The sequence below is a fragment of the Amycolatopsis sp. NBC_01307 genome (assembly GCF_035975215.1).
Taxonomy (GTDB): domain Bacteria; phylum Actinomycetota; class Actinomycetes; order Mycobacteriales; family Pseudonocardiaceae; genus Amycolatopsis.
The window spans coordinates 4,421,396-4,435,615 of the sequence record NZ_CP108403.1; the positions used below are offsets into that span (position 1 = coordinate 4,421,396).

Sequence of the window (14,220 nt, forward strand, 5' to 3'; positions counted from 1 at the left end):
ACGATGAACACCCTTTACCACTGGTTCGAAAACTCGGCCGGGAAGCACGCCGACGCGCCCGCGCTCGAAGTCGGCGCGCGCACCCTGACCTACAGCGAGCTGGAAGAGCTCGCCGGGCACGTCGCGGCCGAGGCCGTCGCCGCGCTGGGGTCGGTGCCCGCCCGGATCGGCGTGCTGGCCGAGCGCAGCGTGCTCACCTACGCCGGCTACCTCGCCGCGCACCGGCTCGGCAGCACCGTCGTGCCGCTCAACCCCGCATTTCCCGCGCAGCGCAACCGGATGATCGCCGAGGCCGCCGGTCTCGACCTGGTCCTCACCGAGGGCCCCGCCGACCTCGGCGTGCCGGAGCTGGCCATGGCCGAGCCCACCGGCGGCGCCGCTGGCACCCCGCCGGCGTCCGCCACCGGGGACCTGGCCTACATCCTGTTCACCTCGGGCTCGACCGGGCGGCCGAAAGGCGTCCCGATCCGGCACCGCAACGTCTGCGCCTACCTCGAGCACGTCGTGCCGCGCTACGGCATGGAGCCGGGCAGCCGCGTCTCGCAGACCTTCGACCTGACCTTCGACCTGTCGGTGTTCGACATGTTCACCGCGTGGGGCGGCGGCGCGACGCTCGTCGTCCCCAGCCGCGAGGACCTGCTGGCGCCGGTGCGGTTCGTCGCGGAGAAGCGGCTCACCCACTGGTTCTCGGTGCCCTCGATGGTGTCCTACGCCCAGCGGCTGCGCAGCCTGCGGCCCGGGAGCATGCCGACGTTGCGCTGGAGCCTGTTCTGCGGGGAACCGCTGACCACGCACCAGGCCACCGCCTGGCAACGCGCCGCTCCCGGCGGTGTCGTGGAGAACCTCTACGGCCCCACGGAGCTGACCATCAGCTGCGCGGAGTACCGGCTGCCGGCCGACCCGGCGGACTGGCCGGAAACCGCCAACGGGACCGTGCCGATCGGGCGCCTCTACCCCAGCGTCAGCCACGTCGTGCTCGACGACCGGGGACGTCCGGCGGTGGAAGGGGAACTCTGCGCGCGCGGGCCCCAGCGGTTCCCCGGCTACCTCGACCCGGCCGCCAACGAAGGCCGTTTCTACCACTTCGGCCCGGGCGACGAGACCGCGCGGCCGCACGCCGCGGGTGACGAGCTCGACGACACCGCGTGGTACCGCACCGGTGACCGGGTGTCCTGGCAGGACGGTTCTCTCGTCCACTTGGGACGGTCGGACCAGCAGGTGAAGGTGCAGGGCTACCGGGTCGAGCTCGGCGAGATCGAGGCCGTGCTGCGGGACCAGGAGGCGGTGCGCGACGCGATCGTGCTCGCCCTGCCCGGCAGCGGCGGCACGACGGAGCTCGAAGCGGTGTGCACCGGCTCGGACCTGGACTCCGATCGGCTGCTCACCGCCGTCGCCGGCCGGCTGCCCGGGTACATGGTGCCCCGGCGGCTCACCGTGCTGGACACGCTGCCGCTCAACGTCAACGGCAAGATCGACCGCTCGGCCCTCACCAAGGAAGCGATCGGGCAGCGCGGATGACCACCACACCCCGGGAAGGGAAGACCATGCGCACCGCACACGTCACCCAGTCGCCGCTCCGCACCACCCGCCGGCCCACCGAAACCCGGCCGGTACCGGGCATGCCGGCCCAGGAGGCCGCGCCGCCTGGCGTTTCGGCTTCGGTGCCGGGAGATTCGGCACACGAGGTTTCGGCGCCGGGAGTTTCGACGCCGGTGACATCGGAGTCCGCGACGCACGGCCCGTCGGCGCAGGGCCCGCCCGCGCCGGACCTGGTGCCCGCGGAGGGATTCCGCCAGGCGATCGCGAAGCTGCCGACCGGGGTCACCGTGCTCACCACCGTCACCGGGGACTCCCCCGTCGGCTGCACGGCCAACGCCGTCATGTCGCTCTCGGCCGACACCCCGAGCGTCCTGGTGTCGCTGGGCAGCCACAGCCGGACCCTCGCGGCCATCCTCGACACGGGCTCGTTCGCCGTCAACACGCTGTCCTGGTCACAGCGGGCGCTGACCCGCAAGTTCGCCTCCGGCAGCCCGGCCGAACGGTTCGACGGCGTCCCGTGGCAGCCCGAGCGCCGGATCCCCGTGCTGTCCGCGGCGGGGGTGGCGCTGGTCTGCGAGGTGGGCGACACCGCGGCGCTGCTGGACCACACCGTGGTCGTCGGCAAGGTCGTCTGGCTGCGGCACACGAACGAAGCCCCGACAGTGCTCTACGGCCGCGAGCAATACCCGCTGGGAGCCTGAGGAAAAGAACAATCGCCCGGCTCGGCGGGCCGCCCCGCTGGGGGCGGCCCGCCGAGCCGGGCGAACCCTTGCCCCAGCTACCGCTTCTGCCGCGGCTCGTCGTGAGTGTTTAGTCGGGTTAGAACCCTACTTACCACTCACGACCCCACCCCGGCCCCAACTGCCGTGCTCTACAACCCAGCCTTGCCGTAAGCCGTGAATGCCACATTGAGGGACCTAGTGTCCCTCAATGTGGCATTCACGGACTTCGGTTGAGCGGGGGCGGCACTCCGTCGCGGAGGAGCGGAAGGAACGCACCCGGGCGCCTGGGCGGCAGGTGCGGTACCCGGGTCTGCCGTGGCTTGTCGTGAGTGTTTAGTCGGGTTCTAACCCTACTTACCACTCACGACCCCGGCCCGCGCCAGTCGCAGGGTGGCGAGACGAAGGCCCCGACAGGGGGCTGCGGAGAGCAGCATCCGTTCGGGGCCTGAAGACAGAAGGACCGGCTCGCCGGTCCGCCCTCAGAGGGCGGACCGGTGGGCCGGACGCGTTCCCGCGTCCGCGACCTGCTCGGCGGTCGCGCGGGCCGCCGCGTCGAGCAGGACCGAGAACCGGGGGTCGGTGCGGATCTCGCGGTGCCAGGCGACCTGTGTGAAGACCTGGAACGGCGCGGTCCACGGCACCTCGACCAGCCGGCCGTCGGCCAGCTCGGTGGCGACGCTGAGCCGGGGCAGCAGCGCGATGCCCAGCCCCGCGGTCAGCGCGTGCTTCACCGCGTCGATCGAGCCGAAGGACAGCGCCCGGATCCGGCTGTCGGCGGCACCGCTCAGCGTCCGCTCGAACAGGCGCTGGTAGCCGCTGTCCCGGTGCGCGCACAGCAGCGGGTACTTCGCCAGCCGCGAGGTCGGCACCGGCTCCCGGCCGAGCGGGCCGTCCGGGCCGGTGACCACCACGAGCGGCTCCGGGCACAGCAGGGTCGAATCGGCCTTCGGCGAGGACTTGCAGACGTCGATGAAGAACGCGCAGTCGACGTCGGAGTCGCCGATCCGGCTCCACGGGTCCTCTTCCATCGGCCGGATCTCCAGCGCCAGCTCGGGGTGCCGCCGGTACAGGTACTCGATGATCGGCACCAGCCGGTAGGAGGCGAGCCCGCTGTCGGCGCCGACGCTCAGCGCGTCCCCGGAAGCGGCGCCTTCGAGCACCGTCTCCTCCGCCATCTGGCTCAGCTTCACGATCTTGTGGGCGTAACGCCGGAACCGCTGACCGGCGGTGGTGAGCCGGATGAGCGCGCCGGTGCGGTGGAACAGATCGCAGGCGAGGTCGCGTTCAAGCTTCTTGATCCGGGCGGTGACCGTCGGCTGCGCCAGGCTCAGATCGCTGGCGGCCTTGGTGAAGCTCGACTGCTCGGCCACGTTGAGGAAAGTGGTGAGGGACGCGGTGTCCACAGGTCACCACCGATCCTGGCGAGCGGCGCGGGGGTCGATGCCCACGCCGCGGCGAATGGTCCCTTCGTCGATCGAGGCGGATTTTCGCGGCACGGCCTCTTCCCGCTCGTCGTGGTTCTGGTGAGAAGTGCTCGCCGTCAGATGCCGACGGCCTCTCCGGCCGGCCGTGGTGGCCGCCCTCCCGCAGTGGTGGAACTCGGTCCCGAACACGAAACCTCCTAGGTGCCGCCTACTCGCTGTCGGCACGAAACCCTTCACGACGAACGTCCCCCGATCGGCACCTTCGGCCCTTTCCGGCTCCGGGTGACCATTCGATTATTTCGTTCATGCCCTTGCCGAAAGTCCTTGCCAGGCGGCGGGGAACGGCCTTGGCCGACGCTCACCCGCTGGTTGACCCACTTCGGATACCACCCGTAAGTGGCTGGCAAACTGCCACTATCCGGCAGGGAAAACTGCTCGTTCTCACCCAACGTGGCCAGCTGAGAAATTGTCCTTCACCCCAAGAGAGCAACGTCGCTCCAGTTCCCGATTCGACCGCAGGCGGCCGGAGCAGTCCCTTTCCGACCAGCGGGTTTACGGACGCCCGGTGGTCGATCTTGCACTTTTAGGAATTGTTCGCACGAACGCGCCCGGCGACGACGGATCAGCCGAGCACCAGGCGCAGCAGAGCGCTCACGACGGCAGCACCGATCATCGCGGTCAGGATGGACCGCTTGGCGGCCAGCAGGGCCACTCCGACGCCGACGCCCGCCAGCGCGGTGAGCGTCCGCATCGAGGACACGTCACCCGAGGCCGGCCACAGCAAGGTGACCACCAGCCCGGCCATGAGAGCCGGAGTCGCGCAGGTCAGCGCGTTGCGCAGCCAGGCGGGCAGTTCCCGCCCACCGGCGGCCAGCGGCACCACGACCCGCAACGTGAGCGCGGTGACGCCGAGCGCCAGCACGATCACCCATTGGTACGTCATCGCCGCACCCCCAGAGCCGCCCCCGCCACGGCACCCGCCGCCCCGGCCACCAGCACCGGGATACCCGGCGGGGCCCAGGAGACCAGCGCGGCCGCGACGAGGACGCCGAGGACGGCCAGGACCCACGCGCGCGTGGTCTTCAGGTGCGAACGCAGCAGGCCGAGGAAGAACACCGGGTACGCGGCGTCCAGCCCCAGCCGTCCCGGATCGCCGATGGCGTCGCCGAGGACGGCGCCCAGCGCGGTCCCGGCGGTCCAGCCGCACAGGCACAACGAGCCGGCCACCCGCAGCGTGCGCAGGTCGTAGCGCCCCTCACCGCGGTGGGCGATCGCCCAGGAGCCATCGGTGATCAGCAGCGCCGTCCCGACCCGCGACCACGCGGACCCGGTCAGCGCCGGGGCGATCGTGGTGCCCATCAGCAGGTAACGCGCGTTGAGCGCGGCCGCCGCGCCGACCACGGCCCAGACCGAGCCGTGCTGGCCGATGACGGCGACGGCGCCGTACTGGGCGCTGCCGGAGAACACGAGCAGCGACATGGCCACCGGGGCCAGCACGCCCATCCCGACCGAGGCCGCGAGCGCGCCGAACGCCATGCCGTCCGCCAGATCGGCCGCGGCCACCGGCAGCACCGGGCGCACGACCCGGGCCGGGGAGCGGGGTTCAGTGGTGGTTTCGGTCACGACAGCTCATCTCCTCGGACTCGTCACGAGTTGACGTTACCAGCAAAGCCGAGTGTTGGTAACCCGAGCGGGTGACCGTACCGCCCCGCAAGACATCTCCGCCCTCACCTGTAACTCACACAGCGAAAATGCTGGTAACGTGCTTGCCATGGTTCCCCGTCCCGCCGCACCACCTCCGCTCGGCGTCGTCCAGCGCCTGGTCAACACCCGCGAGCTACTGGAGGACCGGGACGACCTGAGCACTCCGGCCGGCCTGGTGACGTGGGCGGATTCCGAAGGCCTGCCGTGCCCCGCCCGGCCGACGGAGGCGGACCTGACCCGCGTGCGCCGCCTCCGGGAAGCCCTGCGGCAGCTGCTGGGCGCCCCTGAAGGCGCACCGGCCGCGGTGAGCGCGTTGAACGGCGAACTGGCCCGCACCGGCACCCGCCCCCTCCTGCGGGTTGACCCACCCGGCGCGGAGTTCGTCGGCGACGACGCCACCGCCCTGGACACGGCGATCACCCGGGTGCTCGCCACCGTCGTGACCACCCGCTTGGACGGTTCCCTGCACCGGCTGAAGACCTGCGCCGCGGAGGACTGCCTGTGGGCCTTCTACGACCGCTCCCCCAACGCGGTCAGCCGCTGGTGCGAGACGTCGGTCTGCGGCGCCCGGCACAAGATGCGCGCCTACCGGGCCCGCCAGGCCGCGAGCACCTCGGGCCGAGCCCGCCCGATGTCGTGAGGGTGGACAAGACGCCCCGCCGATACCGCTTACGCCACCGGCAAACCGCTCCACGACCGGAGGTCCGGCGTTCACCGCAACCGGAATCCGCGACGCGCTGACGGCCTTTCCCGGACCGGGTCCGGGAAAGGCCGTCAGCAGGACCGGAAGTGCGACCGGCGAGAATTTCTCGCGCATTGTTCCCCTCCATCGGCTGCCCGCTCGCGGAACCGGCCCGGCTCGTCCGTTTTCGGCGATTCCCGGACACGCCCACGGCCGCAGAACACATATCGGACCGTCAGAAAATTTCCGTCAGCCACTCGAAGGAGTTACCGTGGACGTCACCTGGAGGGAGCGGAACCCATGACCCGTGTGACGCGCAGGAGGACTTTGCCGGCCCTGGTCGCCGTGGTGGCGCTGGCGGGCGCCATGGGCGCCGCTCCCGGGGCCACCGGCCTGACGCCCCGGCAGCTCGCCGGCCAGCGGGTGATCTACTCCTACCCCGGCCTCACGCCACCGGACGCGCTCCTGCAGCGCATCCGGGCCGGCGAAGCGGGCGGCGTCATCTTCTTCGGCGAGAACGTCCAGAGCAGCCAGCAGATCGCCGGGGTCGTGCGGCAGCTGCGCGCCGCGTCGGCGCAGAGCCCGGTGCCCCGGCCGCTGCTGCTGATGACCGACCAGGAGGGCGGCCAGGTGCGCCGGCTGCCCGGCGAGCCCGCCCTGTCGGAGAAGCAGGTCGGGCAGGCGGCCGATCCGGTGGCCGCCGCGACCGCCGCCGGCACCGGCGCGGGCCGCACCCTGACCGCGGCCGGGATGAACGTCAACCTGGCCCCGGTGCTCGACGTCTACCGCCAGGCCGGCGACTTCATCGACCGCTACGGCCGCTCCTACAGCAACGACCCGGCGGTCGCCGGGCGCCTCGGCGCCGCGGCCGTCACCGCGCAACAGGCCACCGGCGTCGCGGCGGCGGCCAAGCACTTCCCCGGTCTGGGTTCGGCCCCGGCGAGCGCGAACACCGACGTGGCGCCGGTGACGTTGACCGTGCCGTTGCCCGAGCTGCGCGCGAAGGACGAAGCGCCCTACCCGACGGCGATCCGGGCCGCGGTCGACCTCGTGATGCTGTCCTGGGCCGTCTACCCGGCACTCGACGCCGGACGCCCGGCCGGGCTGTCCCCGGTCGTCGTCCGGCAGGAACTGCGGCAGCGCACCGGCTTCTCCGGCGTCACCATCACCGACGCGCTGGAAGCCGGGGCCCTGAACGGCTACGGGACCACCGGCAACCGCGCGGTGCTGGCGGCCGGCGCGGGAACGGACCTGATCCTGGCCTCGGCCCGCGACGTCGCCCAGGGCGACAGCGCCGCCGACGCGCTGGCCGGCGCGCTGGGCAACGGCACCCTGCCGAGCGCGGACTTCACGGCCTCGGTCGACCGGATCTCCGCCCTGCGGAGCCGGTTGCCCTGACGCCGGCCATCACCGGACCGAGCGATCCCGGGCGGCCGGTCCGCGTGGCACCATGATCGTCATGGATGAGTTCGAGGTGGGCGAGACCGTCCGGATCACCGGCCGGACGATGACCGGGAACGTCGGCACGGTCGTCCACTTCGACGGCAAGCGCGACAAGTACCTGGTGCGTGTCGGCGCGGTCACCCAGAACTACTTCCCGGCGGCGGAGCTGGAGCGGTTCTCCGGCTAGCGTTCCCCGCTCGTCACACGCGGACCGCGCGTGACAACGGCCGATCTGCAATTTGCCGAATGCATATCGCCGCGATAAGCCTCGCCCGCACTCCGCTTCCGCGCGGAAAACGAATGCCGGACCAGGTCATCGGACAGGCGAACAAGTCACAAAGCCGCGCCGCCCTGACTCCCGGAAGAATTAATCAGATTGCTCCGAACGGGCGTACTCATCACCGCCGCGGACACATAACGTCACCTGCCTACGCAACGGACTGCCACTACGCGAAGCGAGCCTTCGCGCCCGGGCACGTCGATTGCCGCACTCGAACGTGATCGCCCGACAGGAGAACCCCTTTTCATGACGATCGACCTGGCGTTGAAAGAAGCGATGAGCATTCCCGGCGCCGTCGGCGCGACACTCGTCGACTACGAGAGCGGGATGTCGCTCGGCTCGGCGGGCGGTGGTGACTGGCTCGACCTGGACGTCGCCGCGGCCGGCAACACCGAGGTCGTCCGGGCGAAGCTGCGCGTGATGGCCTCCCTCGGGCTGGACGACGCCATCGAGGACATCCTCATCACGCTCCACCGCCAGTACCACGTGATCCGGCCGCTGTCGGCCCGCGGCAACTCGACGCTGTTCCTCTACCTCGTGCTGGACCGCGAACGCGCGAACCTCGCGCTCGCCCGGCACAGCCTCAAGCGCATCGAGATCAGCCTGTCCGTATGAGCGGTACCGACATCCACAGCCAGCACTTCAGAGCGCCGCTGCCGATCCGCAAACCGTCCACCGCGACCACGAGCCCGCCGGAACGGGCGGTCACGAGCCCGCCGCCCGACTCGGGCCGCACCCTCGAGGTGCTGCGCACGATCCGGGGTCAGGTCGACCAGGTGGCCGGGCTGCTCATGGCCACCCACGACGGCCTGGTCCTCGCCGACGACACCGACAGCGTCGAGCCCGACAGCGTGGCCGCCATGTCGGCGGCGGCCATCGGGCTCGCCGCGCAGTTCACCGCCCAGGCCGGCATCGGCGAATCACGCTCCGCGATGTTCGAGGGCAGCTCAGGTTACGTCTGCGTCTTCCCGGTCGAAACGTCGCTCCTGCTGGTCGTGTTCGGCCAGCCGGACATCACCATGGGGCTGTTCACCCTGGCCGCCAAGCAGGCGCTGACCCTGTTGCGGCACACCTCCCTGGCGCCGGCCGGGTCGCGCCCCGCCGGGCCGGCACCGGAGTAGGACCGGCTCAGGACCAGGCGATCTCGCCGCTCCGGGCGACGAACCGCCCGGAGCCGGCGCCGGGCTCCTCGGTGGCCAGGCCGACGATGGCGTCGGTGCCCTCGGTGACGGTCTGCGGGCCGCTGTGGCCGTTGAGGTCGGTCGCCGTGTAACCGGGATCGGCGGCGTTGACGCGGATGCCGGGAAACGCTTTCGCGTACTGCGTGGTCAGCATCGTGAGCGCCGCCTTCGAGGCGGTGTAGAGCGGGGCGACGACGCGGGACTCGGCGCGCGCCGGGTCGTGGGTGAGCGCGAGGGAGCCCATCCCGCTGCTGACGTTGATGATCACCGGGTCCGCCGACCGGCGCAGCAGCGGCAGGAACGCGCTGGTCGTGCGGACGACGCCGGCGAGGTTGACGTCGAAGACGCCGAGGGCGTCGGCGCCGGTCAGGCCGGTGGGGTCGCCGGCCGGGCCGTGGACGCCGGCGTTGTTGATCAGCACGTCGATCGCGCCCTCGTGCGCGGCGACGTCGGCGGCCGCGGCGGCGACGGACGCGTCGTCGGTCACGTCGATGAGCACGAACCGCGCGCCGACCGCGGCGGCGGCGCGCGCGCCCGCCTCCGGGTCGCGGGCGCCGGCCAGCACGGTGTGGCCGGCCTCGACGAGGCGGCGGGCGGTCTCGCGGCCGAGACCCTTGTTCGCTCCGGTGATGAAGGTGATCGTCATGCGGTCGATCCTCGGCCCGCTGCGGGCGGCCGGCCAGGGACGCCTCGACGGTAGGAACAGCCGTACCACCCTCGAAGCCGGGTCCGGCGGCCGTGCTCGGGGAAGATGGGAGCATGACCACGACACCCGGGACCGGGCTGGGCGCGATGATCCGCACCTGGCGGGATCGGCTGCCCCCGTCGGCCGCGGCGCTGCCGGTGGGCCGGGCCCGCCGCGCGGCCGGGCTGCGGCGTGAGGAGCTCGCCGACCTCGCCGGCCTGTCGGTCGACTACGTCGTGCGCCTGGAGCAGGGCCGGGCCACCACGCCGTCGGTGCAGGTGGTCGCCTCCCTCGCGCGGGCCCTGCAGCTCTCGACGCCCGAACGGGACCACCTGTACCGGCTCGCCGGTCTCACCCCGCCGGCCGGCGGCACGATCTCCGACCACATCCCGCCCGGCGTCCACCGCGTGCTCTCCCGGCTCGGCGACGTCGCGGTCGCGGTGTTCGCGGCCGACTGGCAGCTGGTCTGGTGGAACCGCGGCTGGGCCGCGCTGCTGGGTGACCCGTCGGCCGCGGAGCCCCGCCGGCGCAACTTCGCCCGCGATCGGTTCCCGCTCGGCGCGGGCCCCGCCTGCCTCGCCCAGTGGCCGGTGACCGAGCTCGACAGCGACACGACCGACCTCGCCGTCGTCGCCGACCTGCGGCGCGCCACCGGACGCTTCCCGCACGACGCCCGCCTCGCCGGCCTGATCCGCGAGCTGACCGCGGGCAACCGGCGGTTCGCGCGGCTGTGGGCCACCGGCGCCGTGGCCGCCCACCGCGAGGACGACAAGACGATCGACCACCCCGCGGTGGGACCGATCGAGGTGAACTGCGACGTGCTGGGCGACGGCGACACCGAGCTCAAGATCGTCATTATGACCGCCGTCCCCGGCAGCCCCGCCGAGACCAAGCTGCGCCTCGCCGCGGCCACCGGGCCACCGGTTCGGGAGCGGGCCGCACCGGCCGGGCGGTGAACCCGGCCGGTGCGCACCTCACCGGCGGGAGACGACCGCCGCGGACGTGCCGCCGTCACGGCGGGCCGGTTCGCCCGCCGCGAGGACCCGGCCGTGGGGCAGGAACTCCAGCCCGGCCGCGACGCCGATGTCGCCGACGTCGGTGAAGCTCTGGCCGAGTGCCTCGAGCCCCGCCGTGGTCGGCTGCGCGATGAACGCCGCCTCGGCGTCCGTCGTCGCCGCGTTGCGCTGGGACGCGCGGGGGGCGGCGATCGCCTGCGGCAGGCTCATGCCCAGGTCGATGCGGTTGACGAGGATCTGCAGGACGGTCGTGATGATCGTCGCGCCGCCCGGGGAGCCGACGGCGAGGAACGGCTTGCCGTCGCGCAGCACGATGCTCGGGGACATGCTCGAGCGCGGCCGCTTGCCGGCCGCCGGGAGGTTCGGGTCGGGGGCGGTGCCCTGGGTGGGTGCGAAGTTGAAGTCGGTCAGCTCGTTGTTGAGCACGAAACCGCGGCCGGGCACGGTGATGCCGCTGCCGGCCTGCTGCTCGATCGTGTTCGTGTAGGACACGACGTTGCCCTGCTTGTCGGTGACGACGAAGTGGTTGGTGTGGTTCTCGTTGCCGTCGGCCGACGCCGCCGGGACGGTCTTGCAGCCCTGCGGGTGGTACGGATCGCCCGGCGCGACGGGGCTCTGCCCGGCCCGGGCCGGATCGATCTTGCAGGCCCGGGTCGCCGCGAACGACCGCGACAGCAGCTGCTGCTGGGGGACGTCGACGTAACGCGCGTCGCCGATGTAGCGGTTGCGGTCGGCGAAGGCGAGCCGGCTGGCCTCCAGGTAGTGGTGCAGGGCCTGGACGGTGGACATCTTGCCGAGGTCGAAGTTCTGCAGGATGTTCAGCGATTCGCCGACGGTGATGCCGCCGCTGGAGGACGGGGCCATGCTGTAGACGTCGTAACCCCGGTAGTTCACGTGCGTCGGCGCGGCGTCGAGCGCCCGGTAGGCGCGCAGGTCCGACAGCTGCATCGGGCCGGGGATCGGCGTGATGGTGGCGTTCTTCGCCAGCGGCAGGTGCTGGACGGTGTTCACCAGGTCCCGGCCGACCGGACCGCCGTAGAACGCGCCGATGCCTTCGCGGCCGATCTGCCGGTAGGTGGCGGCGAGGTCGGGGTTGCGGAAGACCGAGCCGGCGGCCGGTGCCTTGCCGCCCGGGAGGAACAGCTTCGCGCTCGAGCTGAACTGGCCCAGCTTGGCCGCTTCCTCGGTGGTCTGGTTCGAGAAGGCCGGGTCGACGACGAACCCGCGGTCCGCCACCTGTTCCGCGGGGCGCAGGTTGTCCGCCAGGCTGAACCGGCCCCACTTGTCCAGCGCCCGCTGCCACGTCGCGAGCATGCCGGGCACCCCGACGGACCGGCCGCTCTCGACGGCGGTTTCGAACGGGTACGGCTGACCGGTGGCCGGGTCGATGAACATCTTCGGGCCGTCGGCCGCGGGGGTGGCCTCGCGGCCGTCGATCGTGGAGATCTTCTTCGTGTGGGCGTCGTAGTAGACGAAGTAGCCCCCGCCGCCGAGCCCGGCGACGTAGGGGTCGGTGACGCCGAGGGTGGCGGCCACGGCGACGGCGGCGTCGGCCGCGGTACCGCCCCGGCGCAGGACGTCGATCCCGGCCTGGGTGGACTCGGGGGTGTTGGACACGACCGCCCCGCCGGACCCCACGGCCACGGCCTGTTTCGGTGGTTGGGGCTGGGCCTGACCGGGCGCCGCGGCCCCGGTCAGCACCAGGGTGGTGACGACGCCGACCGTGAGGACTGATCGGACTGTGCGCATGAGCGTCCCTTCTCCGGGACGAGTGACCACCGCCCTGGTGACCACGCTGTCCGGAAGCACCACCGCAGGTCTAACACCGGTGCGGGGGAAAGAAAATGGGCTTGAGGAAGACTTAGTGATTCCCGGAGTACCCGGCGGCGGTGGACCCCGCACCGGTCACCGTGGTAGAAGTAGAACCTGTTTCACTTTGATCACCGGTGCCTGGAGGTGCGCGGATGGGCGTCCCGACCGTGACCGAACTGCTGCTGGCCCGCGCCGCCGACGAGCGTCCGGGCCTGCGGTTCGAGGACGAGACGTACACCTGGGCCGAGCACGTCCGGGCTTCCGCCTGCCGCGCCACCGACCTCCGGGCGACGCTGGACCGGGACAAACCGCCCCATGTCGGCATTCTGGCCGACAACGTACCGGCGTTCTCCGTCCTCCTGGGCGCCTGCGCGTTCGCCGGGGCGGTGCTGGTCGGGCTCAACCCCACCCGCCGCGGTGCGGCCCTCGCGCGCGACATCCGGCTCGCCGACTGCCAGTTCGTGGTCACCGAGCGCAAGTACCGGCCCCTGCTGGCGGGACTGGACCTCGGCGGGATCGGCGTGCGGGACCTGGAATCGTGGCCGTCGGCGGACACGCCGCTCGATCCCGTCCCCGCGTCGGCGGACGACCTGCTCATGCTGATCTTCACCTCCGGCACCAGCGGCGACCCGAAGGCGGTGCGCTGCACCCACGGCAAGATCGCGTTTCCCGGCGCGATGCTCGCCCAGCGCTTCGGACTGTCCACAACGGACACGGTCTACGTCACGATGCCGATGTTCCACTCCAACGCCATCATGGCCGGCTGGTCGGTCGGGCTCGCGGCGGGCGCGGGCATCGCGCTCCGCCGCCGGTTCTCCGCATCCGGCTTCCTGCCCGACGTGCGGAAGTTCGGCGCGACCTACGCCAGCTACGTGGGCAAGCCCCTGTCCTACGTGGTCGCCACCCCGCCACGGCCGGACGACGCGGACAACCCGCTGCGTCTCGTCTACGGCAACGAAGGCGCGAGCGCCGACCTGGCCGCGTTCGAGAACCGCTTCGGCTGCAAGGTCGTCGACGCGTTCGGCTCCACCGAAGGCGGCGTGGGCTTCGCCCGCACCGACGACACCCCGGCCGGCTCCCTCGGCCGACCGGCCGAGGACGTCGCCATCGTGCACCCGCACACCGGCCGGCCGTGCCCACCGGCCGAGTTCGACGCCGACGGCCGGCTGACCAACGCCGGGGACGCCGTCGGCGAGCTGGTCAACACCACCGGCGCCGGCTGGTTCGCCGGGTACTACCGCGACCCCGGAGCCGACGCGGAGCGGCTGCGCGGCGGCCGGTTCCACACCGGCGACCTCGCCTACGCCGACGCCGCCGGGTTCTGCTTCTTCGCCGGGCGGCTCGGCGACTGGCTCCGCGTCGACGGGGAGAACCTCGGCACCGCGCCGATCGAGCGCATCCTGCTGCGGCACCCCGCGATCACCGACGCCGCCGTCTACGCGGTGCCCGACCCGGTGACCGGGGACCAGGTGATGGCCGCGATCGTCCTCGGCGACACGCCCCTGGACCCCGCCGGGTTCGGCCGTTTCCTCGCCGGCCAGCCCGATCTCGGGCCCAAACAGGTGCCCCGGTACGTGCGCACCGTCCGGGAGCTGCCGCGGACGTCGACGTTCAAGGTCGTCAAGCGGCAGCTGTCCGCCGAGGGTCTGACCGGCCCCGACGTCATCTGGGAGCGTGCCGGGCGGGACATCGCCTACGCCGCACTGTCCACCGTGGACAATTCCGTGTGAGG

General features: G+C 72.1%; 14 protein-coding genes. 9 read left to right on the forward strand and 5 right to left on the reverse strand.

Features of this window, described 5'->3' with window-relative positions; all coding sequences use genetic code 11:
* Positions 1-3: 3 nt before the first annotated feature.
* Positions 4-1,518, forward strand: coding sequence for an amino acid adenylation domain-containing protein (locus OG439_RS18740; RefSeq protein WP_326950642.1), 1,515 nt, complete (start codon positions 4-6; stop codon positions 1,516-1,518).
* On the forward strand, positions 1,515-2,240 hold the full coding sequence (locus OG439_RS18745; protein WP_326950643.1) for a flavin reductase family protein: 726 nt from the start codon (positions 1,515-1,517) through the stop codon (positions 2,238-2,240). Before OG439_RS18740 ends, OG439_RS18745 begins: the two co-directional genes overlap by 4 nt.
* A 500-nt stretch (positions 2,241-2,740) precedes the next feature.
* On the opposite strand, the gene OG439_RS18750 is transcribed toward OG439_RS18745, so the two are convergent.
* From OG439_RS18750 to OG439_RS18760, 3 genes are all read right to left on the reverse strand, one after another.
* Positions 2,741-3,664, reverse strand: coding sequence for a LysR family transcriptional regulator (locus OG439_RS18750; RefSeq protein ID WP_326950644.1), 924 nt, complete (start codon positions 3,662-3,664; stop codon positions 2,741-2,743).
* A gap of 643 nt (positions 3,665-4,307) precedes the next feature.
* Positions 4,308-4,628 (reverse strand): AzlD domain-containing protein, encoded by a 321-nt coding sequence (locus tag OG439_RS18755; RefSeq protein ID WP_326950645.1) that lies wholly within the window; start codon positions 4,626-4,628, stop codon positions 4,308-4,310.
* Entirely contained in the window at positions 4,625-5,308 is a 684-nt protein-coding gene (locus OG439_RS18760) for an AzlC family ABC transporter permease (RefSeq protein ID WP_326950646.1), read from the reverse strand. The genes OG439_RS18755 and OG439_RS18760 overlap by 4 nt, the downstream gene beginning before the upstream one ends.
* Positions 5,309-5,456: 148 nt before the next feature.
* Between OG439_RS18760 and OG439_RS18765 the strand changes: the two genes are divergently transcribed.
* The 5 genes from OG439_RS18765 to OG439_RS18785 all read left to right on the forward strand — a co-directional run bounded on the left by OG439_RS18765 (position 5,457) and on the right by OG439_RS18785 (position 8,915).
* Positions 5,457-6,029 (forward strand): CGNR zinc finger domain-containing protein, encoded by a 573-nt coding sequence (locus tag OG439_RS18765; RefSeq protein WP_326950647.1) that lies wholly within the window; start codon positions 5,457-5,459, stop codon positions 6,027-6,029.
* Positions 6,030-6,371: 342 nt separating this feature from the next.
* Entirely contained in the window at positions 6,372-7,469 is a 1,098-nt protein-coding gene (locus OG439_RS18770) for a glycoside hydrolase family 3 N-terminal domain-containing protein (protein WP_326950648.1), read from the forward strand.
* Positions 7,470-7,530: 61 nt separating this feature from the next.
* On the forward strand, positions 7,531-7,701 hold the full coding sequence (locus tag OG439_RS18775; protein ID WP_247052937.1) for a hypothetical protein: 171 nt from the start codon (positions 7,531-7,533) through the stop codon (positions 7,699-7,701).
* 339 nt (positions 7,702-8,040) lie between these two features.
* Positions 8,041-8,409 carry a hypothetical protein gene (locus OG439_RS18780; protein ID WP_247052939.1) on the forward strand — a complete coding sequence of 123 codons (369 nt, stop codon included), beginning with the start codon at positions 8,041-8,043 and terminating at the stop codon, positions 8,407-8,409.
* A complete protein-coding gene (locus tag OG439_RS18785; protein ID WP_326950649.1) occupies positions 8,406-8,915 on the forward strand; it encodes a roadblock/LC7 domain-containing protein in 510 nt (169 codons plus the stop codon). Before OG439_RS18780 ends, OG439_RS18785 begins: the two co-directional genes overlap by 4 nt.
* Before the next feature lie 7 nt (positions 8,916-8,922).
* On the opposite strand, the gene OG439_RS18790 is transcribed toward OG439_RS18785, so the two are convergent.
* Positions 8,923-9,621, reverse strand: a complete 699-nt coding sequence (locus tag OG439_RS18790) for an SDR family NAD(P)-dependent oxidoreductase (RefSeq protein ID WP_326950650.1) — start codon at positions 9,619-9,621, stop codon at positions 8,923-8,925.
* Between the two features lie 113 nt (positions 9,622-9,734).
* Between OG439_RS18790 and OG439_RS18795 the strand changes: the two genes are divergently transcribed.
* Entirely contained in the window at positions 9,735-10,616 is an 882-nt protein-coding gene (locus tag OG439_RS18795) for a helix-turn-helix domain-containing protein (protein WP_326950651.1), read from the forward strand.
* An 18-nt stretch (positions 10,617-10,634) separates the two neighbouring features.
* On the opposite strand, the gene ggt is transcribed toward OG439_RS18795, so the two are convergent.
* Positions 10,635-12,425: a gamma-glutamyltransferase gene (gene ggt, locus OG439_RS18800; protein WP_326950652.1), complete on the reverse strand. Its 1,791-nt coding sequence runs from the start codon at positions 12,423-12,425 to the stop codon at positions 10,635-10,637.
* Positions 12,426-12,640: 215 nt separating this feature from the next.
* Between ggt and OG439_RS18805 the strand changes: the two genes are divergently transcribed.
* Positions 12,641-14,218, forward strand: a complete 1,578-nt coding sequence (locus OG439_RS18805; RefSeq protein WP_326950653.1) for a long-chain-fatty-acid--CoA ligase — start codon at positions 12,641-12,643, stop codon at positions 14,216-14,218.
* Positions 14,219-14,220 lie beyond the last annotated feature (2 nt).

Excerpts from the sequence above, each read along its gene's own strand:
- OG439_RS18740 (WP_326950642.1), top strand. The coding sequence starts at position 4 with ATGAACACCCTTTACCACTGGTTCGAAAACTCGGCCGGGAAGCACGCC.
- OG439_RS18745 (WP_326950643.1), top strand. The coding sequence starts at position 1,515 with ATGACCACCACACCCCGGGAAGGGAAGACCATGCGCACCGCACACGTC.
- OG439_RS18755 (WP_326950645.1), bottom strand. The coding sequence starts at position 4,628 with ATGACGTACCAATGGGTGATCGTGCTGGCGCTCGGCGTCACCGCGCTC.
- OG439_RS18765 (WP_326950647.1), top strand. The coding sequence starts at position 5,457 with ATGGTTCCCCGTCCCGCCGCACCACCTCCGCTCGGCGTCGTCCAGCGC.
- OG439_RS18770 (WP_326950648.1), top strand. The coding sequence starts at position 6,372 with ATGACCCGTGTGACGCGCAGGAGGACTTTGCCGGCCCTGGTCGCCGTG.
- OG439_RS18775 (WP_247052937.1), top strand. The coding sequence starts at position 7,531 with ATGGATGAGTTCGAGGTGGGCGAGACCGTCCGGATCACCGGCCGGACG.
- OG439_RS18780 (WP_247052939.1), top strand. The coding sequence starts at position 8,041 with ATGACGATCGACCTGGCGTTGAAAGAAGCGATGAGCATTCCCGGCGCC.
- OG439_RS18785 (WP_326950649.1), top strand. The coding sequence starts at position 8,406 with ATGAGCGGTACCGACATCCACAGCCAGCACTTCAGAGCGCCGCTGCCG.
- OG439_RS18790 (WP_326950650.1), bottom strand. The coding sequence starts at position 9,621 with ATGACGATCACCTTCATCACCGGAGCGAACAAGGGTCTCGGCCGCGAG.
- OG439_RS18795 (WP_326950651.1), top strand. The coding sequence starts at position 9,735 with ATGACCACGACACCCGGGACCGGGCTGGGCGCGATGATCCGCACCTGG.
- ggt (WP_326950652.1), bottom strand. The coding sequence starts at position 12,425 with ATGCGCACAGTCCGATCAGTCCTCACGGTCGGCGTCGTCACCACCCTG.
- OG439_RS18805 (WP_326950653.1), top strand. The coding sequence starts at position 12,641 with ATGGGCGTCCCGACCGTGACCGAACTGCTGCTGGCCCGCGCCGCCGAC.